The sequence below is a fragment of the Aeromonas sp. FDAARGOS 1403 genome, assembly GCF_019047325.1.
Classification (GTDB): Bacteria; Pseudomonadota; Gammaproteobacteria; order Enterobacterales; family Aeromonadaceae; genus Aeromonas; species Aeromonas dhakensis.
On record NZ_CP077249.1, the window covers coordinates 2618788 to 2642279 of the forward strand.

At 61.3% G+C, this 23492-nt stretch carries 20 protein-coding genes; 13 read left to right on the forward strand and 7 right to left on the reverse strand.

All coding sequences use genetic code 11. The features are described from left to right. Nucleotides 1–268 precede the first annotated feature (268 nt). The 5 genes from I6L33_RS12455 to yciA all read left to right on the forward strand — a co-directional run bounded on the left by I6L33_RS12455 (nucleotide 269) and on the right by yciA (nucleotide 7583). Nucleotides 269–2761: a bifunctional diguanylate cyclase/phosphodiesterase gene (locus I6L33_RS12455; RefSeq protein ID WP_024942825.1), complete on the forward strand. Its 2493-nt coding sequence runs from the start codon at nucleotides 269–271 to the stop codon at nucleotides 2759–2761. A 109-nt stretch (nucleotides 2762–2870) separates the two neighbouring features. Further along, complete coding sequence (locus tag I6L33_RS12460) at nucleotides 2871–4787, forward strand: transglycosylase SLT domain-containing protein (protein ID WP_216972615.1); 1917 nt, start codon at nucleotides 2871–2873, stop codon at nucleotides 4785–4787. Between the two features lie 179 nt (nucleotides 4788–4966). Next, nucleotides 4967–5965 carry a LacI family DNA-binding transcriptional regulator gene (locus I6L33_RS12465; RefSeq protein WP_054545194.1) on the forward strand — a complete coding sequence of 333 codons (999 nt, stop codon included), beginning with the start codon at nucleotides 4967–4969 and terminating at the stop codon, nucleotides 5963–5965. A gap of 258 nt (nucleotides 5966–6223) precedes the next feature. After that, nucleotides 6224–7036, forward strand: coding sequence for an NAD-dependent epimerase/dehydratase family protein (locus I6L33_RS12470; RefSeq protein ID WP_216972616.1), 813 nt, complete (start codon nucleotides 6224–6226; stop codon nucleotides 7034–7036). A 148-nt stretch (nucleotides 7037–7184) separates the two neighbouring features. Next, entirely contained in the window at nucleotides 7185–7583 is a 399-nt protein-coding gene (yciA, locus tag I6L33_RS12475) for an acyl-CoA thioester hydrolase YciA (RefSeq protein ID WP_024942822.1), read from the forward strand. A 6-nt stretch (nucleotides 7584–7589) separates the two neighbouring features. Here yciA and I6L33_RS12480 read toward each other — a convergent pair whose 3' ends face one another. Beyond that, nucleotides 7590–7814 (reverse strand): hypothetical protein, encoded by a 225-nt coding sequence (locus I6L33_RS12480; protein ID WP_005299261.1) that lies wholly within the window; start codon nucleotides 7812–7814, stop codon nucleotides 7590–7592. Between the two features lie 111 nt (nucleotides 7815–7925). Between I6L33_RS12480 and I6L33_RS12485 the strand changes: the two genes are divergently transcribed. Beyond that, on the forward strand, nucleotides 7926–8771 hold the full coding sequence (locus tag I6L33_RS12485; RefSeq protein WP_216972617.1) for an endonuclease/exonuclease/phosphatase family protein: 846 nt from the start codon (nucleotides 7926–7928) through the stop codon (nucleotides 8769–8771). 65 nt (nucleotides 8772–8836) lie between these two features. Here the strand turns inward: I6L33_RS12485 and I6L33_RS12490 are convergent, their stop codons facing one another. Together I6L33_RS12490 and gloB are read right to left on the reverse strand one after the other, a co-directional pair. Beyond that, nucleotides 8837–10384, reverse strand: coding sequence for a LysM peptidoglycan-binding domain-containing protein (locus tag I6L33_RS12490; RefSeq protein ID WP_216972618.1), 1548 nt, complete (start codon nucleotides 10382–10384; stop codon nucleotides 8837–8839). Between the two features lie 70 nt (nucleotides 10385–10454). Beyond that, on the reverse strand, nucleotides 10455–11219 hold the full coding sequence (gene gloB, locus I6L33_RS12495) for a hydroxyacylglutathione hydrolase (RefSeq protein ID WP_139725982.1): 765 nt from the start codon (nucleotides 11217–11219) through the stop codon (nucleotides 10455–10457). Between the two features lie 71 nt (nucleotides 11220–11290). Here gloB and I6L33_RS12500 point away from each other — a divergent pair, with 71 nt between their 5' ends. Next, nucleotides 11291–12013, forward strand: a complete 723-nt coding sequence (locus I6L33_RS12500; protein ID WP_010634452.1) for a methyltransferase domain-containing protein — start codon at nucleotides 11291–11293, stop codon at nucleotides 12011–12013. Nucleotides 12014–12056: 43 nt separating this feature from the next. On the opposite strand, the gene rnhA is transcribed toward I6L33_RS12500, so the two are convergent. Then, nucleotides 12057–12521 (reverse strand): ribonuclease HI, encoded by a 465-nt coding sequence (gene rnhA, locus I6L33_RS12505; RefSeq protein WP_124250269.1) that lies wholly within the window; start codon nucleotides 12519–12521, stop codon nucleotides 12057–12059. 52 nt (nucleotides 12522–12573) lie between these two features. On the opposite strand from rnhA, the gene dnaQ reads away from it, so the two are divergent. Then, complete coding sequence (dnaQ, locus tag I6L33_RS12510) at nucleotides 12574–13308, forward strand: DNA polymerase III subunit epsilon (protein WP_124250268.1); 735 nt, start codon at nucleotides 12574–12576, stop codon at nucleotides 13306–13308. Next, on the forward strand, nucleotides 13305–14573 hold the full coding sequence (locus I6L33_RS12515; protein WP_216972619.1) for a TIGR03503 family protein: 1269 nt from the start codon (nucleotides 13305–13307) through the stop codon (nucleotides 14571–14573). The genes dnaQ and I6L33_RS12515 overlap by 4 nt, the downstream gene beginning before the upstream one ends. A gap of 94 nt (nucleotides 14574–14667) precedes the next feature. Here I6L33_RS12515 and I6L33_RS12520 read toward each other — a convergent pair whose 3' ends face one another. After that, nucleotides 14668–16185, reverse strand: a complete 1518-nt coding sequence (locus tag I6L33_RS12520) for an HD domain-containing phosphohydrolase (protein WP_005299285.1) — start codon at nucleotides 16183–16185, stop codon at nucleotides 14668–14670. 165 nt (nucleotides 16186–16350) lie between these two features. Next, nucleotides 16351–18807 carry an acyl-CoA dehydrogenase FadE gene (gene fadE, locus I6L33_RS12525; protein WP_216972620.1) on the reverse strand — a complete coding sequence of 819 codons (2457 nt, stop codon included), beginning with the start codon at nucleotides 18805–18807 and terminating at the stop codon, nucleotides 16351–16353. Nucleotides 18808–19052: 245 nt separating this feature from the next. On the opposite strand from fadE, the gene lpcA reads away from it, so the two are divergent. From lpcA to I6L33_RS12540, 3 genes are all read left to right on the forward strand, one after another. Continuing rightward, nucleotides 19053–19631: a D-sedoheptulose 7-phosphate isomerase gene (gene lpcA / locus I6L33_RS12530; RefSeq protein WP_005299294.1), complete on the forward strand. Its 579-nt coding sequence runs from the start codon at nucleotides 19053–19055 to the stop codon at nucleotides 19629–19631. A 153-nt stretch (nucleotides 19632–19784) separates the two neighbouring features. Then, nucleotides 19785–20564: a class II glutamine amidotransferase gene (locus tag I6L33_RS12535; protein ID WP_005299296.1), complete on the forward strand. Its 780-nt coding sequence runs from the start codon at nucleotides 19785–19787 to the stop codon at nucleotides 20562–20564. A 319-nt stretch (nucleotides 20565–20883) separates the two neighbouring features. Beyond that, nucleotides 20884–21219 (forward strand): Hpt domain-containing protein, encoded by a 336-nt coding sequence (locus I6L33_RS12540; RefSeq protein WP_005299299.1) that lies wholly within the window; start codon nucleotides 20884–20886, stop codon nucleotides 21217–21219. Between the two features lie 51 nt (nucleotides 21220–21270). Here I6L33_RS12540 and yvcK read toward each other — a convergent pair whose 3' ends face one another. Next, a complete protein-coding gene (gene yvcK / locus I6L33_RS12545; RefSeq protein WP_005299302.1) occupies nucleotides 21271–22182 on the reverse strand; it encodes a uridine diphosphate-N-acetylglucosamine-binding protein YvcK in 912 nt (303 codons plus the stop codon). Nucleotides 22183–22294: 112 nt separating this feature from the next. Here yvcK and I6L33_RS12550 point away from each other — a divergent pair, with 112 nt between their 5' ends. Then, complete coding sequence (locus I6L33_RS12550; RefSeq protein WP_216972621.1) at nucleotides 22295–23479, forward strand: FIST signal transduction protein; 1185 nt, start codon at nucleotides 22295–22297, stop codon at nucleotides 23477–23479. Nucleotides 23480–23492: the final 13 nt, after the last annotated feature.

Below are 23492 nucleotides of genomic sequence, written 5' to 3' on the forward strand. Positions count from 1 at the left end.
AGGGGAGGGGGAAATTGTGATCTTTTCCCGTTCTGCACCAAAAAGCACTTGAGCTCGACGAAACAGGCAGGCAGTATGGGGAAACTTGGATCGTTTCTGTCCCTTCGTGGCAGCGCCGCATGTCGACCTCATGTCCGGTTTTCACCGCTTAGTCTCGCATCTTTCGCACTTCCCCCCGCACCGCCCTTGCCGACGTGCGCGCTGAGAATGTGGGCGCTATCGAGTCGTCAGGGACTTGAACGTGGTTGTTGTGGTGTTGGAGTAGTACATGAAACAGCAAGCCACTCAGATGATGTGGTTTTATGATCGGCAACATGCCCAGTGGAGCCTGTCCGATCATGCCTCCTACCAGCTCTGGCAAGGGGAGGGGCCTCACCCCTGGTTCGGGCAACTGGCGGCAGATGACGAGGCCGGCTTTGCCGACTTTCTCGCCAGACTCTACCACTCCCAGCAACCGGCCCAGTTCATCGGCCACCTCGGCGACGAGAACGGCGAGGTGCGTCATGTGCTCTGGAGCGGCCAGTACGTACCGGCCCAGCAGATGTGCTGTGGCTGGATTGCGCCGCTCGACACCACCCGCAGCACCCAGCTGCCTGCCGATCTCTCCCAGCAACTGCCACTGCTGCAAGACCCTCTGCTGACTCAGCTGGCCCAGGCGCTCTCCGCCCGGACCGGGCTCGATTTCTTCAATACTCTGGTCAGCCAGCTTGCCCACATTCTGGTGGCTGATGCGGTCTGGCTGGCGGAGCGCACCGGCAGCGAGCGGCTCAAGGTGCTGGCCTGTCACGGCATCGACCTCAAGGAGTACGAGCTGGCTGGCATGCCGTGTCAGCAGGTTTACCAGCGCGGCGAGACCTGCATCCTGCCGCTCACCGCCGAGCATCTGCACTGCGCCGGCTTCAAGGCAGGGCAGGGCTACTACGGCCTGCCCCTGTGCGATCGCAACGGCCAGCTGCTGGGGCACCTGGCGCTGCTCTTCTCCGATCAGAGCGCGATCCCCAATCTGGGCTCGGTGCTGACCACCTTCTCCATGCGCATGGTGGCGGAGCTGGAGCGGCTGCAGAGCGACGCCCAGCTGCGCCTCTCGGCGGTGGCCTTCGAAACCCACGAAGGGATCATCATCACCGACCCCGACTTCAAGATCCTGCGGGTCAACCACGCCTTCAGCCAGATCACCGGCTTTGACAGTCAGCGAGTGATCGGCCTGCATCTGGGCAACGATCTCTGGTGCGGGCTGGGGGGGCTTGGCTATGAGCTCGGCAGCCTGAGCCGCTGGCAGGGGGAAACCCAGCGCCTGCACGCGGATGGCTATCCCTATCCGCAGTGGGAAATCGTCACCCCGGTGCAGGACGACAGGGGGGCGATCAGCCACTTCGTCATCTGCTTCGAGGATATCTCCGAGCGCAAGGAGGCGGAGCGTCGCATCCAGGATCTCGCCTACTACGACGAGTTGACCGGCCTGCCCAATCGCCGCCAGCTGCACGAGACCCTGGCCCACGCCTTTGGCGAGGCGAGCCGCGACTATCTGATCGGCGCCCTGCTGTTCATCGATCTCGACCACTTCAAGACCATCAACGACTCCCTCGGCCACGCCACCGGCGACTGGCTGCTCAAGGAGGTGGCCAGCCGGCTCAAGCGGCTGGTACGCCAGGGGGACTGTCTGGCGCGCCTTGGCGGCGACGAGTTCGTGCTGTTGCTGCCCTCGCTCTCGGCCAGTCCCCCCCAGGCGGAGATGCAGGCCGACCTTATCGCCGAACGGCTTATCAGCGAGATTGCGGCCCCCTACAACCACGCCGGTCAGGTGCTGCACATCGGCGCCAGCGTCGGCATCACACTGTTCCCCGGCCGGGAGCAGGGGGTGGACGATCTGCTCAAGCAGGCGGACACCGCCATGTATCAGGCTAAGTCGGCAGGTCGCAAGACCCGGCGCTTCTTCGACGCCTCCATGCAGTTGCAGGCGGATCGCCGGCTGCTTATCCACAACGAGCTGCGCAGCGCCCTCAACCAGCAGGAGCTGACCCTCTACTACCAGCCCCAGCACATGGTGGAGGGGGGCGACATCATCGGCGTCGAGGCGCTGATCCGCTGGCAGCCGCCAGGTCGGGCGCTGGTGTCCCCTGCCGAGTTCATCCCCATCGCCGAGGAGACGGACCTTATCGTCGACATCGGCAACTGGGTACTGTACGAGGCCTGCGCCCAGTACGTGCGCTGGGAGGAGAACGGCATTCACATCCCGCAGCTGTCGGTCAACGTCAGTGCCAAGCAGTTTCACGCCGCCGATTTTGTTGACCGGATCCACGACGTGCTGGCCTCCACCGGCATGGATCCCGCCAGCCTGAATCTGGAGATCACCGAATCCGTGGTACTGGGGCACGCAGAAGACACCATCAGCAAGATGAGCGAGCTCAAGGCGCTCGGCATCAGCTTTGCCATCGACGACTTCGGCGCCGGTTACTCCTCCCTGAGCTACCTCAAGCGGCTGCCGGCGGACGAGCTCAAGATCGACCGCTCCTTCATCCAGGACATACCGCGCGATGGCGACAACATGGCCATCGTCGAGGCGGTGATCGCCATGGCGCGTCACATGGGGTTCAACGTGACGGCGGAGGGGGTGGAGTCACGCCAGCAACTGGAGTTTCTGCAGGCCCAGGGCTGCCACTTCTACCAGGGCTACCTGGCCTCCAAGCCACTGCCGGTGACCTACCTGGAGCGCTACGTGCGGCGCCTTGCCCGCAGTGAGAGCCTCGCCAGCGGCGAGTAAAAATAGTCTCGCCGGCGAGCTGTAGCCCCCGGGGTTAACGGGTAGAATGAGGGAATATGACACCACCGCCAACGGGCGGTGGCATTGCCTCTCAATGGAGACGTCTCTCGTGAAAGCCGTGCAGGGAATCATTTTATCGGCGCTGTGCGTGCCGGGGCTGCTGACGCAAGTGGCGGCGCAGACCCTGGAACAATCTCTCTATCGCCAGGCTTATGACGCGGTGCGGGCCGACGATCAGGCCCGTTTTCAGCAAATTCGTGCCCGTTTGACCCATTATCCGCTGCTGCCCTATCTCGACTACTACCAGCTGGCCTTCCGGCCCGGGGCGGCGGACTATGGCGACGTGACCCGCTTCATCCGCGAGCACGGCGACACCCCGCAATCCAACCGGCTGGAGCGCAGCTACCTCACCTATCTGGCCCAGAGCCAGCAGTGGTCCCAGTTCCTGCGCTTCTATCCGGCCAAGCCGAACTCCACCGATCTGCTCTGCATGCACTATCAGGCGCGCTACTACACCGGCCAGCAGAGCCAGGCGCTGCAGGAGGCGGGCAAGCTCTGGCTGAGCGGCCAGTCTCGCCCCGATGCCTGCGATCCCCTGTTTCAGCTCTGGCAGCAGGCCGGCTTGCGCACCCAGGAGAAGATCTGGACCCGCATGACCTTGGCCTTCGAGGCGGAGAACCCGAACCTTATCCGCCACCTCGGCGCCCAGCTCGGTAGCGGCATGAAGGCCTATGGGGATCAGATGATTACCCTGTTCGAGCAGCCCGCCAAGGCGATGAACACGGCCTATTTCACTACCGCCGCCCCCTCCAAAAAGTTGCTGTTGCTGGGCTTGGCCCGCTATGCCAACCAGCAGCCGGAAGCGGTACTGGGACAGCTCGGCTATCTGCGCTCGCGTTTCGCGCTGAGCGCGGCCGAACTCAAACCGGTGGAGCGGGCGGTGGCCAGACGGCTGCTGCTGGATCGCTCAACCGCCCAGCGCAACTGGCTGGATGCTACCGTGGTGCGCCAGGCCGACCCGGATCTGCTGGAGCTGCGGGCCCGGCTCGCCATCTGGGAGCAGGACTGGAAAGGGCTCTCCGGTTGGGTCAAGCGCATGCCCATGGGCCTGCAGAAGGAGGATCGCTGGCGCTACTGGCTGGCGCGCTCGCTGGAGGTACAGGGTCAGCAGAAACCGGCGCGGGATCTCTATCTGGAGACCGCCAATCTGCGCGGCTTCTACGGCTTCATGGCGGCGCAGCGCACCGGCGTGCCCTATCGGATGAAGAACCAGAGCGTGGCGCACAAGGTGCCGGACTGGCGCACCGCCAGCCGCCGCTGGCCCTTCCTGCTGCGGGTGCGCGAGTTGCTCGACATGAACGAGATCACGGCGGCGCGGGCGGAGTGGATCCACAACATGGATCGCAACCCGGTGGCCCAGCGCCTCGAGTTCGGCCACATCGCCCTCAACCAGGGCTGGCACGAGCTGGCTATTCTGGCCAGCATCCGGGCCGAGGCCTGGGATGCCCTCGACTTGCGCTTCCCGCTGCCGCTCAAGCACACCTTCTCCCAGATGGCGCAGGAGCGGACCATGAACACCAGCCTGCTCTACGCCATCTCGCGCCAGGAGAGCGCCCTTTACCCGCTGGCGCAGTCGCCGGTGGGGGCGAGGGGACTGATGCAGCTGATGCCAACCACCGCCAAGGAGACGGCCAGCAAGCTGGGGGTGCCCTATCGCAACGAGCAGCAGCTGTTTGATCCCGCCATGAACATCCGCCTTGGCAGCGCCTATCTCAAGCGGCTGCTGGATGTGTATGACGGCAACCGGATCCTGGCGGCGGCGGCCTACAACGCCGGTCCCGGCAGGGTCAAACGCTGGCGCGATCAGAGTGCGGACAAGCCGATGGATGTCTGGGTCGAGAGCATTCCCTACAAGGAGACGCGCAACTATGTGCAGAACGTGCTGTCGTTCGACCTCATCTATCAGCACAAGCTGCAGCAGCCGCTGCGCTTCATGTCCGAGCGCGAGCTGAGTCACGCTTATTGAGACGGCTGCCGCCTGGGCGGCAGCCGGATTCCCATTCCTTCCCCAAAATGGTTATTATCCCATAAGGTTTTGTTACAAAAGGAAACCTGCCAGGTGATCGGGCGCCCTCTCTTGGTCTGGCAGGTTCGTTATAATCGCCCGTTCAACACAGACAGGCTTCCCCAACAAAGGAATTGATAGTGGCAACGATTAAAGACGTTTCCCGGTTGGCTAATGTGTCCATTTCAACTGTGTCGCGAGTCATCAACAACACGGCGCAGGTGGCACCAGAAAAGCGTGAGGCCGTATTGGCGGCCATGAAGGAACTGAATTTTCGTCCCAACAGTTTTGCCCAGGCGCTGGTCAGCAAGCGCTCCAACTGCATCGGCGTGCTGGTGGGGGATCTGTGTGGTGGCCCCTTCTTCGCCCAGATGATGCGCGGTATCGAGAGCGTGGTGGACAAGGCGGACAAGTTCACCATCGTCATGTCCGGCAATCACGACGAGGTGCGCGAGCGCCACGCCATCCAGGCGCTGCTGCAGCGCCAGTGCGATGCGCTGATCCTGCACAGCAAGGCGCTGCCAGACGAGGAGCTGAGCGAGCTGGTGGCGGGCAGCACCCCGGTGGTCTTCATCAACCGCCAGGTGCCGGGCGCCGAAGATCGCTGCGTCTGGCTGGACAACCAGGCCGGCATCACCACCGCCTGCCAGCACCTGCTGGATGCAGGCCATCGCAAGATTGCCTTCGTCACCTCGGACGATGAAGAGTTCGTCGATGGCCAGCAGCGGATGGCCGGGTATCACCACGCCCTGCAGCGGGCCGGCATTGCGATCGATCCTGCTCTCATCGGTCGAGCCTTTGCCGACGAGAACGGTGGCTACGTGGCCATGGGTGAGCTGCTGGATCGGGGCGTCGAGTTTACTGCCGTGCTCGGCTTCAACGACGCCATGGTGGCAGGGGCCATCTCCTGTCTGCTGGAGCGGGGGTACAAGATCCCGCAGCAGATTTCGGTGGTGGGCTTCGATGACATTCCCTATGCCCGCTACATCTATCCCAAGCTCACCACGGTGCGCTACCCCATCGAGGAGATGGGCGGCCGGGCCGCCGAGCTGGCGCTGAGCCTGCTGGATCACAAGCCGGCCGAGGGGCTGGAGCTCAAGTTCGAGGCCGAGTTGGTGAGACGGGAATCCGTCGCCTGAGTGGCCGACATTGGCCCTGAACGGGCCAATGTCGCTCCCGAATTTTGCTGAAAAATTGAAAGCGTTTTCAGAAATCCTTTTCAACTGTGATCCGCTTCAAAGCTTTTTGGACTGCCTGCCACTAGCATAGGCCCCACGAATTAGGAGCCTGCGCTCCCGATTTTCCCGCTGTGGGAGGTAACTGGTTAATCCAGCTATTTCCTTCGTTACTTTCGACGGTCATCATGGATGGCCGTTTTTTTTTGCCAGGATTTTGTCATGACAACAGAACGTGAATACCAGACCGGGATCGTGGGGGCAGGCTGGCTGGGACTGCCGCTGGCCCGGGCGCTGCAGGCCGAGGGCCGCCAGGTGGCGGTGACGGTCAGCTCGGCCGAAAAAGCCGCGCAGCTGACAGCAGAGGGGGTGAAGGCCTGGCCGTTGCAACTGGGCTCCGGGCTGGCGGCCCTGCCGTTTCGCTGCCGCGAGCTGGTGATCTGCGTGCCGCCGAGCAAGGTCGAGGATTACCCGGCCGCCATCGCGCGGGTAGCCGAGCTGGCGCAGGGCGCCGGCGTGCAGCGCTTGCTGTTTGTGAGCGCTACCTCGGTCTGGGCGCCGGGACAGGGGGAGGATGAACACCCCATGCCTGCCCACGAGCGCGGAATGCGGATGCTGGCCGCCGAGCAGGCGGCGATGGGGGCCGGCATTGCATGCTCCATGGTGCTGCGCCCGGCCGGGCTCTACGGGCCAGAGCGCCATCCCGGCCGTTTCCTGGCGGGCAAGACCCTGGAGGGGGGCGGCCAGGCGGTGAACCTGGTACATCTGGATGATGTGGTGGCCGCCTGCCTGCTGCTGCTGGAACAGGGCAAGGATGGGGATGCCTACAACCTGAGTGCGCCAGTGCACCCGCGCCGGGAGCAGTTCTATCCCTTTGCTGCGCGCCAGCTGGGCCTGCCGGCCCCGATCTTCATCGAGCCGGCCGGCCGGTTTGCCCCCGTCGAGGGACAGCGCATCTGCGAGCAGCGCGGCTTTGTCTATCGTTGGCCCGATCCGGCGCACTGGTTTGCCGAGCTGGCAGCCCGGGGGCACTGAGCATACTGCCCGGTGCTATGTGTGGCTATGGCGGTGAGGCACAGGCGGCTCCGCTCCTTGGGCGGGCCTGCCGTTTGACGGGCAATTGAGGTTTGCCAAGGGGGAGCTCGCCCCCTATCATGCCGCCATCCATATAGAGAGAGCGGTAATGATGGTAGATACAAGACGTCACCCCGATGGGGAACTGTTGCTGAGAACCCTGGCAATGCCAGCCGATACCAACCCCAATGGCGATATCTTCGGGGGCTGGATCATGTCCCAGATGGATATAGGTGGGGGCATCATGGCCAAGGAGCTGGCAAAAGGACGTATTTGTACCGTATCCGTCGAGGGCATGACCTTTCACAGCCCGGTCAAGGTGGGCGATGTGGTGTGCTGCTACGGGCGCTGCCTGAAGATTGGCCGCAGTTCCATGCGGCTGAAGCTGGAGGTGTGGGTCAAGCCGGTGCTGCGTGAAAACGAAGCCCAGCGCTACTGCGTCACCGAGGGGATCTTCACCTATGTCGCCATCGACGAACAGGGAAAATCCCGTCCGGTACCGGTCTGATCCGGGTCAGATAAGCCGGGCATTGATGATGGATATTTCCTGCTCAAACCCGGTTTTTTGCCGTATCATGCGTTCCAGCATCTCTTCCGAGCCGACGCACTGCTGGGTGTCGAACAGGCAGAGATCGCACTGGGGATCCCGTCTGATCTGATAGACGGTGGAAAGCTCCACTTGATGACAATTTCCTTGTTGATCATAAAACGTCACGCGGTACTGGTGCTGTCTCGCCATCGTTGAATTCCTTCTGGATGAGCCGGGCCGGACACGAGTTATGAGCCTAGTCGGCAGCGATGACGTTTGGGATGGTCATGACACAATGCAGAGGCAGGTGGTTGTTAGCCAATGAAAAATAGTTATCGCATTCTGGGTACGTCGCTGCTGACGTTGGGACTGGTCGGCTGTTTCGAAGTGCCGGATCAGGATCACCTGGTCACGGCGCAGGGCATCATCCCCGGCGCCAGCTGCCAGAAGCCGCCGCTGGTGGCGCTGGCCTCCACCGCCTTGCCCCGCGAGTTTGGCATTACCGTCTGGAATCTCTACAAGGGTCAGCGCAAAAACTGGCGCGAGGGGCTGGACGAGTATGCCAAGGCCCAGGATCTGGTGCTGTTGCAGGAGTCGGCGACCCGCCCCGAGATGCTGGCGTGGCTCAAGGCCGGTGATTTTCAGTGGCAGCAGCTGCAAGCCTTTACCCAGGGCGACGTCTCCTTCGGCGTGATGACGGTGGCCAAGACGCCGCAGGCGTTCGTGTGCGGCGTGCGCTCGCCCGAGCCGCTGCTGCGCATCCCCAAATCCGGTCTGGTCAGCCTCTACCCGTTGCAGGGGGATCCTGACGGTGTGCTGGTGGTCAACCTGCATGCGGTCAACTTCGAGCTGGGGATGGCGACCTTTCGCGAGCAGATCAACGATCTGACCGCCCTCATTCATCGTCACCAGGGGCCCGTCATTCTGGCCGGGGATTTCAATACCTGGAGCGACAAGCGGGAGTTCTGGCTGAAGCGGCTGGTGAGCGATCTGGGGCTGCAGGAGGCGATCCCGATGCCGGATCTGCGCCGGACCGCCTTCGGCCGGCCGCTCGATCACCTCTACTACCGCAATCTGGATCTGGTGGAAGTGAGCAGCCCGGCGACCGATGCCTCGGATCACAATCCCATCGTGGCCCGTTTCGCGGCCCAGGCCATCACCCCCTGAGCCCTGCTCCAGATAAAAAAATACCCCGCATCAGGCGGGGTATTTTTTTATGAAGTGATGAACGATCAGCTGTTGTTCTTCACGAACAGGGTCAGCTCCTGACCCGGCTTGAGGTAATCGCTCTTGCCCAGCTGATTCCAGCGCATCACATCCATCACGGCGACCTGAAAGCGGGCTGCGATGGAGGAGAGGGAATCGCCGCGGCGCACCTGATAGACCATGGACTTGTTGCCACCCTTGCCCTGCTTGGGCCAGACCACCAGCTTCATGCCCGGTTTCAGGGCCGATTTGGCGTTGAGACCGTTCCACTTGGCCAGCTCGTCATGGGTCACCCCGTGTGCCTGGCTGATGCTCCACAGATTGTCGCCGGCCCGTACCTTGTACTGGATCTTGCCGCTACCACGGCTGGCGAGCTGCTGTGGCTTGCTCTGGACGTTCTGGCTGACCACCGGTTTGCTGCCGCTGGTCGGGATCATCAGGGTCTGACCACGGCGCAGGTTGTTGCTGCGCAGGTTGTTGGCCAGCTTGATCTGCTGCACGCTCACCCCGTGATTCTGGGCGATGCGGGAGAGGGTGTCGCCACTGGTAACCTGATAGGAGCGGGTGCGGATGCGCTCGCTCTGCGGCAGGTCGGCCAAGGCCAGCTCCAGGGTATCGGCATATTCAACCGGTACCAGCAGGCGATAGGGGCCCTTGGGCGAGGTCGACCAGCGGGTCAGCGCCGGATTGACCTCTTTCAGCTGGGCCGGGCGCAGGCCCGCCAGCTGGGCTGCCACGTTCAGGTCGATCTGACCCCCCGTGTTGACCACCCGCAGTTGTGGTTTGTTGGCCAGCACCGGTAGGGTGATATTGTACTTGTCCGCATTGCGGATCATGTCAGCCATAGCCAGGATCTTGGGCACGTACATCCGGGTCTCGCGAGGCAGATCGAGCGACCAGTAGTCGGTCGGCCGGCCAGCCTTCTGATTGCGGATGATGGCGTTGCGCACCCGCCCTTCACCGGCATTGTAGGCGGCCAGCGTCTGCAGCCAGTCGCCGTCGAAGAAACGGTTCAGGTACTCCAGATAATCCAGCGCGGCATTGGTGGAGGCCAGTACATCGCGGCGGCCGTCGTACCAGTTGTCGTGGCGCAGGCCGAAGTTCTTGCCGGTCGCAGGAACGAACTGCCACAGACCCACCGCATTGCTGCGGGAACGGGCGTGGGGATCGAACATGCTCTCGATCATGGGAATGGTAATAAGCTCCATTGGCAGCTCACGCCGTTCGATTTCCTCTACCATCAGATACAGGTAGGGCTCAGCCCGGCTGGCAATGGTCGCCAGATGCTTATCATTGCGCAACAACCAATCACGCTGCTGGCGGACACGGTCGTTCTCCTGCGGATCAAACTGCATATCATCGCTGATACGCACCCACAGGTTATCGGTGTCATCCAGTTCGTCGATCTGTTCGTCACCGAACAGGAAGCGCGCAGAATGTTTTTTATACGCTTTTTTGTTGACTTGGGGGGACTTGATCGGCTCGATTGCCGTTAGCGCCCGGTCATCCTGATGGCTCAGGTTTTGGCAGCCGCTGAGAAACAGCGCCGCCAATAAGGCCGTTCGTACCTTCATCTCGCTCAGGTCATCTTTGGGAAAAACAGCTCGCATCATAAGGGGCAATGGCCCCCTGATCAAGGTTTGTTCAAAAAACATCCTTCCATTGGCGCAGGATCGTGAAGGTATCTACCGGATTTTCCACGCATTTCAGAGCGTGTTTCTCAGCAGAAAATTTCACGGAATCCAGTTCGCAACGCAGAAAAACATTGAAGCGCTTCTCATCCCCCAGCCGTGAGGGGAGACTCGGCAGGCCCTGCTGGCGCAGCTTGCTGATCAGCCCGATCTGTTGCTGGATCGCCTGGTTGTCGGGCTCGACAGCGTGGGCGAAGCGCAGGTTGGAGAGGGTGTACTCGTGGGCACAATAAATGAGGGTGTCATCAGGCAGGGCGGCGAGGCGCTGCAACGATCCGAACATCTGGGTCGGGGTCCCTTCGAACAGGCGGCCGCAGCCGGCACTGAAGAGGGTGTCGCCACAAAACAGCATGCCGTGACCGTGGTAGGCAATGTGGCCGTGGGTATGACCGGGCACGTGGATCACCTCGAGGCTCAGGCCGTGCCAGTTGATCTGATCCCCGTCATCGAGCCACTGGCCGTGGTGCGCCGGCATGGGGTCAAGCTTGGGGCCATAGAGGCGGGCATGGGGAAAATGTTCCAGCAACTCACCCACGCCGCCCACATGGTCGTGATGGTGGTGGGTGAGCAGGATGGCATCCAGTTGCAGCTCCAGCACGGCCAGCCGTTCCAGCACGGGAGCAGCCTCGCCCGGATCGACGACCAGGCAGTGATTTTCGTGTCGGATCAACCAGATGTAGTTGTCGTTAAAGGCTGGAACTGTGATCACTGGATACATGAGTCTGCTTCTCTTTATGGAGGGTATCTTATATAACTGGATGGCGTTCGAACCCCAAGTTGAGCCCTATTATGCAGGTGGCACGTACCGAACAACAAATCGAGATCCCGACCAGCTGGTCGGCACTGCCCATGGGGGACTGGGTAGCGGCCGAGATCCAGGAGCGACTCGACAGCTGGTGCCCGCATCTGTTTGGTTATCATCTGCTGAAGGTCGGCGCGCTGAGCGCCGAGCTCTCCTGCGGTTGCTCCTCCATTCGCCACCAGATAGGGGTCGCCCCTGGCGGTCGCCTGCTGGATCTCAAGGGGGATCCGCTGGCCCTGCCGGTACGCACCGGCAGCGTGGATGCCTGCCTGCTGGCCCACTGTCTCGATTTTTCACCCGACCCGCACCAGGTGCTGCGGGAGGCGGAGCGGGTACTGACCGACGATGGCTGGCTTATTGTCAGCGGCTACAATCCGCTCAGTCTGGTCGGCATCGGGCACTGCCTGCCTTTCCTGCGTCAACATCTGCCCTGGTCCGCCCGCATGTTCACCCCGGCACGGGTCACCGACTGGTTGCAGCTGCTTGGCTGCGAGGTGATGTTTGACGAGCGCTTCGGCTATTCGTTCATGGGCAGGCAGAGCCGGATCGGCTGGTGGCGGGAGAGTGTGGGGCGGGATTACTGTCGGCCGTTTGCGTCTGTCTACGTGATAGCGGCGCGCAAACGGCGCTTCCCCCTGACACCGGTGCGCCGTCGCTGGCGTCTGCCGGGCTCCATCGCGACGCCGGGGATGGCGCGCCAGGGCGGCTAGTCGTCAACCGCCGATCAGGCTCATGTGCCAGAGGGGAAGGAGGTCAGGGTTGATAGCCGGTATCTTCGGCCAGCTGTTTGCCGCTGGCGGCCTCGCGGGCCAGCTCATCGCAGCGCTCGTTCTCCGGGTGTCCGGAGTGCCCCTTGACCCAGAGCCACTCGATCTGGTGGCGACTGACTTCCGCATCCAGCGCTTTCCAGAGATCGACGTTCTTGACCGGTTGACGGTTGGCGGTCATCCATCCCTTCTTCTTCCAGCCGATGATCCACTGGGTGATCCCCTGGCGCACATACTGGCTGTCGGTGGTGAGGCGTACCTGGCAGGGCACGTTCAGGGTGCGCAGCCCCATGATGGCGGCCATCAGCTCCATCCGGTTATTGGTGGTGAGGCGAAAGCCGGCGGCGATCTCCTTGCGATGCTTGCCGTAGACCATGACGGCACCATAACCACCCGGGCCCGGGTTGCCGAGGCAGGAACCATCCGTATACAAATCAATCTGTTTTAACATGAGGCTTGGGGTAAACTAGCGGGTAAAGCCGAAGTTTGACATAGATTGGATCATGAGCACACCCCAACTGAATCGCCAGATCATTCTGGATACTGAAACCACTGGTATGAACACGGCCGGTGGCCCCGTCTATCTGGGACACCGGATCATCGAGATCGGCTGTGTGGAGGTGATCAACCGCAAGCTGACCGGGAACCACTTCCATGTCTACATCAAGCCGGACCGGCTGGTGGACCCGGAAGCCATCCAGGTGCACGGCATCACCGACGAGTTTTTGCGTGACAAGCCGTCGTTCAGCCAGATTGCCGACGAGTTCATCGAGTTTATCCGCGGCGCCGAGCTGATTGCCCACAACGCGCCGTTTGACGTGAGCTTCATGGACTATGAGTTCAGCAAGCTCGGCCTCAACTTCAAGACCGCCGATATCTGCGGCATCACGGATACCCTGGCGATGGCGCGGGACCTGTTCCCGGGCAAGCGCAACAACCTGGACGTGCTGTGCGATCGCTACGGTATCGACAACTCGCACCGTACCCTGCACGGGGCCTTGCTCGATGCGGAGATCCTGGCAGACGTCTACCTGTTGATGACGGGTGGCCAGACCAAACTGAACCTGGCCACCGAGAGCAGCGAGAATGAAAGCAACCAGGACACCAGTATCCGGCGGCTGGAGAGCAACCGTCCGCCGCTCAAGGTGATCCGGGCCAGCGCCGAGGTTGAGGCGATGCACGAGGCGCGGCTGGATCTGGTTCAGAAGAAGGGAGGAGCCTGCCTGTGGCGGCAATGAGCAAGCTATGGGGCGGCCTGCTGCTGCTGGCCTCGCTGACGGCTGGGGCCAACGAGGTATTTGCCCCCTCCGACATCCCCCTGCTCGATAATCGCTTTCGCATCGATTACGGGGTGAAGGAGATCACCTTCATCGTGACGCGCAAGCCGGGCACTCCGTCGGTGATCCTGGTGCGACCCGATGGCAGCAAGCTCTATGTGAGCAAGGTGACGCCCCCCGATGTGGGCTGGCTGGCGCTCAAGGATCAGGATCTCATCACCATCCGCAATCCCATGCCGGGCCCCTGGCAGGCCATTGGCGAGGTGGACCCCGACAACCGGGTGCGTCTGCTGTCGAACATCAAGCTGGAAACCGATCTGTTGCCGACCCAGCTTTATCAGGGGGAGAAGGTCAAGCTCAAATCCTGGCTGCTGATCGACGACGCGCCGCCCAAGGATGGCTACTACCTGTCCGATCTCGGCATGACGGTGCGACTGCAGCGTTTCAATGACGCCAAGCCGGAAGGGGAGCCTGTGGTCGATGAGGTGCTCGGCCACTATCGTGACGATGGCAAGGGGCTCGACGAGGTGCCAGGCGACGGCATCATGACCGCCGAGGCGGTGCTGGATGTGCCTGCCGGAAAATACCGGGCCATGTACAGCACAGGCAATCAGGTCTTCTCCCGTGCCCGCTATCAGGATGTGCTGATCTATCCGCTACCTGTCAGTTACTCCTTGGCGCCTCCCTCCCAGGAGTTCGGGGCCAAGCTCTCCTTCCTGATCGACGTGGATGAACTGGATCCCGCTTCCGTGGTGATCCAGGGCAAGGCGAGCAGCACAGTCGGGACCAGCATGCCGTTCAATGCGGTGGCCACCGAACCCAAGGTGGAGGTGGATCTCTCCGCCATCAAGGAAGTCGGCCAATATGAGGTGACGGCCACCCTGTTTGGCACGACCCGCTTGGGCCGCGAAATTCAGGTGAGCCTGCCGGTCAAATCCTTCAATATCTTCCCGGTGCTGGCAACGCCCCCATCGGCCGCCTCTGCTGCGTCAGAAGCCTCGGCGGCAATTCCGAGCCAGGTCAAGTTCGAGGAAAAGGAGAGCGGCGGCTGGCTGGTCTGGCTGCTGGGGGGCGCTGGCACATTATTGCTGCTCCTGCTCGGCGGCGTGGGCTTCATCGTGCTGCAAAAGCGGCGGGCGCTGAAAAAAGCCATGGCATCGCAAAAAGCCGAGAGCGAGAGCGCCAAGCCGGAGGCCAAGCTGGATCTCAACCTGCCCGAACAATAGGTGAGGGGAATGCTGCAAGCAGCAAAAAGCCGCCTGTCAGGGCGGCTCTTTCTATATGGGCAGATTATTGGGGTGGTTGAACAACCCATCCAGCTCAATGTTCCCCGACGTAGATATCCTTGTGCTGTTCGCGGATCTCGAGGAATTTATCGAGGTTGGCCAGCATCAGCTCCACCAGCTGGGGGTCGAAGTGCTGGCCTTTCTCCTCTTGGATCAGCGCCAGTACCTTGTCCAGCGGCCAGGCCTTCTTGTAGCAGCGATCCGAGCCGAGTGCATCGAACACGTCAGCCAGCGCCACCACCCGCCCTTCCAGCGGAATGGCATCGCCCTTGAGGCCACGGGGATAACCGCTGCCGTTCCACTTTTCGTGGTGGTTGCCGGCGATGGTGGCACCAATCTGGAACAGCGCCAGATCGCTGCCGGAGAGCATATCCTGTCCCAACTGGGCGTGGGTCTTCATGATCTCCCACTCCTCCGGGGTCAGCTTGCCCGGTTTGTGCAGGATGGCATCCGGAATGCCCACCTTGCCGATGTCGTGCAGCGGAGAGGCGCGCTTGATGAGCTCGCTCTGCTCCTCGCTCATGCCCAGCAACTGGCAGAACAGCTCGGTATAGAGGGCGACCCGCTTGACGTGCAGGCCGGACTCCTTGGAGCGGGTCTCCACCAGTTCGCCAATGCGGTAGATGATCTCGCGCTGGTTGTCGGCGATGACTTCGTTGAGCCGGATGTTCTCCAGCGCCACTATGATGTTTTCGGTGAACAGGCTGAGCAGGCCCGTATCCATCTGGCTGAGCTGGCGAGTGGTCTCGATGTGAAACAGCAGATGATGGCGGGGGTTCTGGCAGTAGAGCACCATCTGGTTGCCGTCATAGACGTTGGCGCGATTGTTCATGGCCTGACGCAGGATGACGGGAGCATCGGCCAGACGCAGCGACGGATGGCCCGGCAGCAGAGGTTCCAGGATCTGATCCCGTACCTCGTAGGCATACTGCTTCACATCATAGATATGTGAATCTTCCAGATTGAGCAGGGCACTGAGCTGCTCCTGGGCCCCTTCGACAAACTGCCGCAGTGCCCGCTTCTCGAAGATCCCCTTGGAGGCCTCGATGACCTTCTCCAGCCCCTGGCGGTTGCTCTCGAGGGTGCGGATGTCGCGATAGGAGCGCAGGCTGGCTCGCAGCAGGGTGCGCAGCTTCTGGGAGGTGAGCTCGGTCTTGTCCTTGTAGTCGTTGATGTCGTAGTTGCTGACCACGTCATCTTCCGGGGCCTGGCCCGGCTGACCGGTACGCAGCACGATACGCACCATCTTGTTTTGCAGATCCTCGCGCACGAATTTGACCACATCGAGACCGGCGTGATCGACCTCCATGACCACGTCCAGCAGCAGCAAGGCCACGTCCGGGGTCTTGGCGAGCAGCTCCTTGGCCTGAGCGGCTGAATAAGCATGCAAAAATTCAATGGGTCTATTATCGAATTCAAACTTGCTCAGGGTGATCTTGGTGATGCGATGCACTTCGGGCTCATCGTCCACAATCATCACCTTCCATCCAGCCTGCTGGTCGTCGAGAAGGGGCAGATCGTCATCGTCAATAATCAGGATTTGGTCATCCATCATGCAATCCTGTTTGGGATCCTGTGCTTACATTAACTGCTTCACTAAGGATAGGAAACTTATTGGGAAATAAAATTTGATCTGTGAAATCTCTTTGTCGTCATCCTGATCCTGCCCCATAAAAAACGCCTCCACTTGGGAGGCGTTTGACTATCTATCAGGCGTTCAGGCGGCTCTGTGATAGGCCGATGGCTCGAACAGGGCCTTGTTGGCGACCAGCTCGATGGGATCAAAATCATCGACGTTGATGGTGCGCAGACGGCTCTCTTCGGCGCGACGCAACAGGTCCGCTTCGGTCTGGTTGAGCACCCCGAGCGTCAGGCCCGCTTCTGCTACCTTGTCCAGTTGCATAAACGGACGCTTGATGCCGTCAGCCTTGCATACTTTCTCAAACAGCGGCTCGGCAGAGAGCACGTCGTCCAGTGCCTGCTCCAGCAGACCGAAGGGGTTGCCCTCTTCGCGGGTGAGATACTGCCCCTGGGCCAGTCGACTGCGGGTGTCGCTCGGGGTTTGCAGCAGGCGGGCCACCTGGTTGTCCAGCTTGTCGCTCGGACGTTTCAGGTCGCGGCCCAGTGGCAGCACGATGACGCGCAGGGCCAGCCCAATCCAGCGGTTCGGGAAGTTGCGCAGCAGCTCGTCGATCGCTTCCTGTGCCTTGAACAGGGCATCTTGCAGCGCCCAGTGCAGCAGCGGCAGGTCGGCGTGCTGACGACCCTCATCCTGATAGCGCTTGAGGGCGCTGGAGGCCAGATAGAGCTGGCTCAGCACGTCGCCAAGACGGGCGGAGACCCGCTCTTTACGCTTGAGCTCGCCACCCAGGGTGCCCATCGCCATGTCTGACAGGAAGGCCAGGTTGGCGGATAGGCGGGAGAGCTGTTGGTAGTAGCCCTTGGTCTGGTCCTTGAACGGCGCAGCAGCGAAGCGGGCACCGGTCAGACCCAGCCAGAAGCTGCGTACCAGGTTGCTGATGGCAAAGCCGACGTGGCTGAATACCGCCTTGTCGAAGTCCTTGAGGGCCTGCTCCTGATCCGGGTGGCTGGCCGCCAGCATTTCGGGCAGCACGTAGGGGTGGCAGCGGATGGCGCCCTGACCATAGATGATCATGCTGCGGGTCAGGATATTGGCCCCTTCCACCGTGACGGCGATGGGTGCGCCCTGATAGCCACGGGCCAGGTAGTTGTTGGGCCCCATGCAGATGGCCTTGCCGCCGTGGATGTCCATGGCGTCGATGATGCACTTCTGGGCCCGGTCGGTGAGGTGGTACTTGACGATGGCGGAGATGACCGAGGGTTTCTCGCCCAAATCGATACCGGTCACGGTCAGCTTGGCGGCGGCGCCCATGATGTAGGCGTTGCCGCCGATACGGGCCAGCGGCTCTTCAATTCCTTCCATCTTGCCGATGGGCAGCTTGAACTGGCGACGGATGCGGCTGTAGGCGCCGCTCGCCAGGGCCAGCATCTTGACGCCGCCGGTGCTGTTGGAGGGCAGGGTAATGCCGCGTCCGACCGACAGGCACTCGACCAGCATGCGCCAGCCCTGACCGGCCATGGCCGGGCCGCCGATGATGAAATCGAGCGGGACGAACACGTCCTTGCCGCGGGTCGGGCCATTCTGGAACGGCACGTTGAGCGGGAAGTGGCGACGGCCGATCTCGACCCCTTTGATGTGGGTCGGAATGAGGGCGCAAGTGATGCCGAGCTCCTCTTCGTCACCCAGCAGGTGCTCGGGGTCACGCAGCTTGAAGGCGAGGCCCAGTACGGTGGAAATGGGGGCCAGTGTAATGTAGCGCTTGTTCCAGGTCAGGCGCATACCGAGTACTTCTTTTCCTTCCCACTCGCCTTTGCAGACGATCCCGAAGTCGGGGATGGAGCCTGCGTCAGAGCCTGCTTCCGGGCTGGTGAGGGCGAAGCAGGGGATCTCCTTTCCGACCGCCAGACGTGGCAGGTAGTAATCCTTCTGCTCATCGGTGCCATAGTGTTGCAGCAGCTCGCCCGGGCCCAGCGAGTTGGGCACGCCGACGGTGGAAGCGAGCACGGCGCTGGCGCCGCACAGCTTTTGCAGCACGCAGGACTGGGCGTAGGCAGAGAACTCCAGGCCACCGTACTTCTTCTTGATGATCATGGCGAAGAACTTGTTGTCCTTCAGGTATTGCCATACCTCGGGGGAGAGATCGGCCCGCTCATGGGTCACTTCCCAGTCGTTGACCATGCGACACACCTCTTCCACCGGGCCGTCCAGGAAGGCCTGCTCTTCGGCAGAGAGGGTGCTGACCGGGATGGCGTGCAGCTTTTTCCAGTCCGGGTTGCCGGCAAACAGGTCGGCTTCCCACCAGGTGGTACCCGCCTCAATGGCCTCTTTCTCGGTGCGGGACATCTCCGGCATGATGGACTTGTAGAGCTTGAACAGCGGCTTGGTCAGTTGATTGCGACGAAAATCCACCAGATTGAGGGGAATGGCGATCACCGCAAACAGTACCCAGACCAGCAGAGGAACGTGGCCATAGAGGGTGCCGGCAATCAGGGCTGCCGCCGTGGCAAGCGTGGAGGTGAACAGAGACGCCCGGCGATAAGCCATGGCGCCGATCACCAGGATCACTCCGAGCAGAGTGAGGGTCGTCGTCATTTTTCGCTCCTTGCATGAGTTGCCGAAATTGGGTGAACTGGGGGTTAACCGATCCAGAGGTCTGACCTGTTGGATATGGCCTCTGTTGTAATTCATACGCACAAACTTATCAAGCTGTTTACAAGCTCGTTACCTTGGCTCTGTGATCGGCATAACGTAGTGCCGGCGCCATCTTGACGGGCGGGGGGCGACTCCGGGATTGGCTTGTGCGACAATGGCGCCGCCCATATTTTGGAAGAGACATCATGTACCAAGAACTGATCCGCAATGAATTGACCGAAGCTGCCGGCGTGCTCCAGGCGTTCCTGGCAGATGAGCAAAATCTGAAGAACATCGAGGCCGCCGCCAAGCTGCTCGCTGACTCCTTCAAGCAGGAAGGCAAGGTACTCTCCTGTGGCAACGGTGGCTCCCACTGTGACGCCATGCACTTTGCCGAAGAGTTGACTGGCCGTTATCGCGAGAACCGCCCCGGCTACGCCGGCATCGCCATCTCCGATCCCAGCCACCTCTCCTGCGTTTCCAACGACTTTGGCTATGACTACGTCTTCTCCCGCTATGTGGAAGCGGTCGGCCGTCGTGGCGACGTGCTGCTCGGCATCTCCACCAGCGGCAACTCCGGCAATATCCTGAAGGCCATCGAGGCGGCGCGTGCCAAGGGCATGAAGGTAATTGCACTGACCGGCAAGGATGGTGGCAAGATGGCCGGTCTGGCCGATGTGGAGATCCGGGTGCCGCACTTCGGCTATGCCGACCGCATTCAGGAAGTGCACATCAAGGTGATCCACATCCTGATCCAGCTGGTCGAAAAAGAGATGGCCAAGTAAGGATGTGATCCCGCGCCGGAACCGCTGAATCCTGCAGATTTATGTTCCGGCCGGCGTGATCCGGTGCAAGAGGTCGGTCGGCAAGGTTCTGCATTCCCTGCCGGGCGACCCCTTGAACGAGCAACGATCAAGTAAGCAAGGAGCCCGCAGCCTATGTGCGAACTGCTCGGCATGAGTGCCAATGTGCCGACCGATATCTGCTTCAGTTTCACCGGCCTGATGCTGCGCGGCGGCAAGACGGGACCCCACAAGGATGGCTGGGGCATCACCTTCTACGAAGGGAAGGGCTTTCGAACCTTCAAGGATCCCGAACCCAGCGCCCAGTCCCCCATCGCCAGGCTGGTGCAGGCGCTGCCCATCAAGAGCCGCGCCGTGGTCAGTCATATCCGCCAGGCCAACCGTGGCTGTGTGTCGCTGGAAAATACCCACCCCTTTACCCGCGAACTGTGGGGCCGTTACTGGACCTTTGCCCACAACGGCCAGTTGACCGGCTACAAGAAGCTGGCCACCGGGCGGCACAGGCCGGTGGGGGATACCGACAGCGAGCACGCTTTCTGCTGGTTGCTCGAGCGGCTGGAGCAGAAATACCCCAGGCGCCCTGCCAATTTCCCCGCCATGTTCCGCTATCTGGCGACCCTGTGCGACGAGCTGCGTAGCCTCGGGGTATTCAACATGTTGCTGTCGGATGGGGAGTTCGTGATGACCTATTGCAGCAACAACCTCTACTGGTTGACCCGGCGAGCTCCATTCGGGGAGGCACGTCTGCTGGATGAGGATGTCGCCATCGATTTTCAGAGCGAGACAACCCCGAACGATGTGGTGACCCTGATTGCCACGCGACCGCTGACCGGTAATGAAGACTGGGTCAGGATGGCGCCTGGCGAGTTCAACCTGTTTCGGCTGGGTGAGCGGGTGTCTGCCGATCAGAAGTGATAACACCCTGATCTCAATGTAAAAAAATACCAGGGTAGAATCCTACCCTGGTTCTTCGCAGCAGCCATACAGGCAAAAGGGATGAGAGAGGTGTTGCTGAGTCGCATCATTCTCACGGCTGTTATTGTTATTTAATTGTTAATTTATTGGCAACCATTATGTTGCAATCCAGCCATCTATTGTCTGGTTAGGCGAGCTCGATCACGTTTTTCATCCTATGCCCCGTGCGGGCCTGATTGTTGGTAGGGAAGTAGACGTGACGGTACCATGCCGGGCATCTATAGTATGGTCTGTTTGAATACCGCGGGAGGATGATGAAATGGAGTGGCTGGATCAGAAGGTATTGCGACAATTGGCGGAAGATATCGGCCAGGAGATGATGCCGGTGGTGATCTCGGTGTTTATCGAGGAGGTGGGCGAGCAGCTCACTCAACTACGTCCGCTCTATGAGCGTCAGGACTGGACGGCTCTGGCCCGGCTTGCCCACAGCATGAAGTCTTCTTGCGGCAGTTACGGTGCTCAAGTCAGCTATCAGCAGGTGATGGCGCTGGAGCTCGCCTGCAAACAAGCGGATGGGGCCGAGGTCGCCCGTCTGCTCAACGAGCTGGAACAATCTCTGCCTCAGGTGCTCTCCCACCTTGCCAACTACCATTGAGCCCGGGCAGCCGGCGCATGGGCGCCGGACTTGCCAGACTCAACCTGCCCGCTAGCGTTGATTGACCAGTTGTTGGATCACCCTGTCCAGGGCCAGTTTCAGTTTCAGGCGATCATGGCGATGGGGCAGCGCGGCTTCACCCAGATCGGCCTGGATCAACCTGCCAGCCAGTTCAGGTTGGTACTCTCCTGCAGGAGCAAGGATGGCATCGAGCCGTCCCGTACCGACCCGTGATTCCAGCCAGCGCCACTGATCGAGCAGGCTGAGCTGGCCAGCCGGGCCATTCTCCGCCACCAGATTGCAGATGAACACCAGCATGGCGTTGCTCTCGTTGATGGCCTGCGCCACTTCCGCCAGCAGCAGCGGGGGCATGATGGAGGTGAGAAAACTGCCGGGCCCCAGAATGATCATGTCGGCCTGCTCCAGCGCCTGTACCGCCTCGCGGGTGGCTGGTACCTCGGGGCTCAGGCTGAGTGAGAGCGGCGGGGTATCGAGCTGATCGATGGAGACTTCCCCCAGGATCTGGTTGCCACAGACGGTGTGGGCACACAGGTCGGTGGGAAATTCAGACATGGGTAACAATTGTGACTCTATTTTCAGCATGTCGCTGATGAGCTTGATAGCATCAAGAGGACGCACGCAGAGGTTGTCGAGTGCCAGCAGCATCAGGTTGCCGAGGTTGTGACCGGCCAGTTCACCGCGGCCGGCGAAGCGATACTCGAACAGCAGGCTGCCGATGCTGGGATCGGTGACCAGTTGATTCAAACAGTTGCGCAGATCACCCCAGGCGATACACTCCTGGCTCTTGCGCAGTCGTCCGGTGGAGCCGCCATCATCCGTGGTGGTGACGATGCCGGTCAGGCGCGATCCCAGGAACGAGAGGGACGAGAGCACGCGGCCCATGCCATGGCCGCCACCGATGGCGACGACCCGGTCAAAATCATTGATGTTCTTCTGCCACATGCGGCTGTCCTGTGGTTGGTCTCGATTGAGAGCATTCTAGTCGATGAAACGGGATAATTGTTTGATTAAGGTATGATTTTTGCTTACCCCCAGCATCATGCACAACTAGGAGATGGTGTTGAACTTTCTGACGGCTCACTCTCTTGAAGAGACCTCCCTGCTGGCTGCCCGACAGATCAGTGAGCGGCTGCTCGCTCAATCACCCGATTCCCCTTCACTGTTGTTGGTCTATTTTACTCAGGCTCATGATGCCGAGGAACTGCGTCATCATTTCAAACAGCAGTTCCCGTCGTCCCGGCTTATCGGTTGCAGCTCCTGCGGCGGGGTCATGACCCAGACCGGCCATCATGCCCGCCAGGGGCGGGGGGTGGCGGTTGCGGCCATCTACGATGACAAGGGCGCCTACGGTGTGGCGGGTCAGGCGGGGGCTGCCGTCGATGTGCGCCAGCTGCTGCGCAACGCCATTGCTGACGGGGGTCGCCCCGGCGAGTTACCGCAGCTCATCTTGTTGCATGCAAGCCCGGGCCAGGAGGAGGCGATGCTGGAGAGCATCGAAGCCGAGCTGGGTACAACGGTGCCGGTGGTCGGCGGCTCCGCCGCCGACAACAGCGTGAGCGGGGAGTGGCAGTTGTGCTGGGACGAGGGCAGTACTCGCGAGGGGGTGGTGCTGGCGGTGCTCTATCCCGATTGCCAGCTGGCGTTCCAGTTCCACTCTGGCTATGTCCCCACCGAACAGCGCGGCATCATCACGGCGTTGGCAGGACGTGAGATCCTCACCATCGACGATGAACCGGCCGCCACCGTCTATGCCCGCTGGACTGGACGCACGACGCCCTGGCCGGTGGGGCCCATCCTGCGGGAAACCACCTTGTCTCCGCTGGCCAGGCAGGTTGGCACCCTGGATGACATGCCCTATTACAAGCTCTCCCACCCCGAAGCCGTGACAGAAGGTGGCGGATTGCGCCTCTTTACCGATACTCAGGTCGGGGAGCGGTTGCTGCTGATGTACAGCAGCCAGGAGGGCCTGTTGCAGCGCTGTCTGAATGCGACTCGTATCGAGCCCGAGTACGGCATGGCCACCGAGATGCAGCCGTTTGGTGCCCTCGTGATCTTTTGTGCTGGTTGCCGCTTGGCTCTTGGTGATAGCTTATGCCAATTTGTCGATCAATTTCATACCCGGCTGGGGGACATCCCCTTCATCACCCCGTTCACCTTCGGTGAGCAGGGACGTCTGCCACACGGTGAGCTGGCACACGGCAACCTGATGATATCGAGCGTGATCTTTCTCGACAGCTGACACTGCGCTGGAA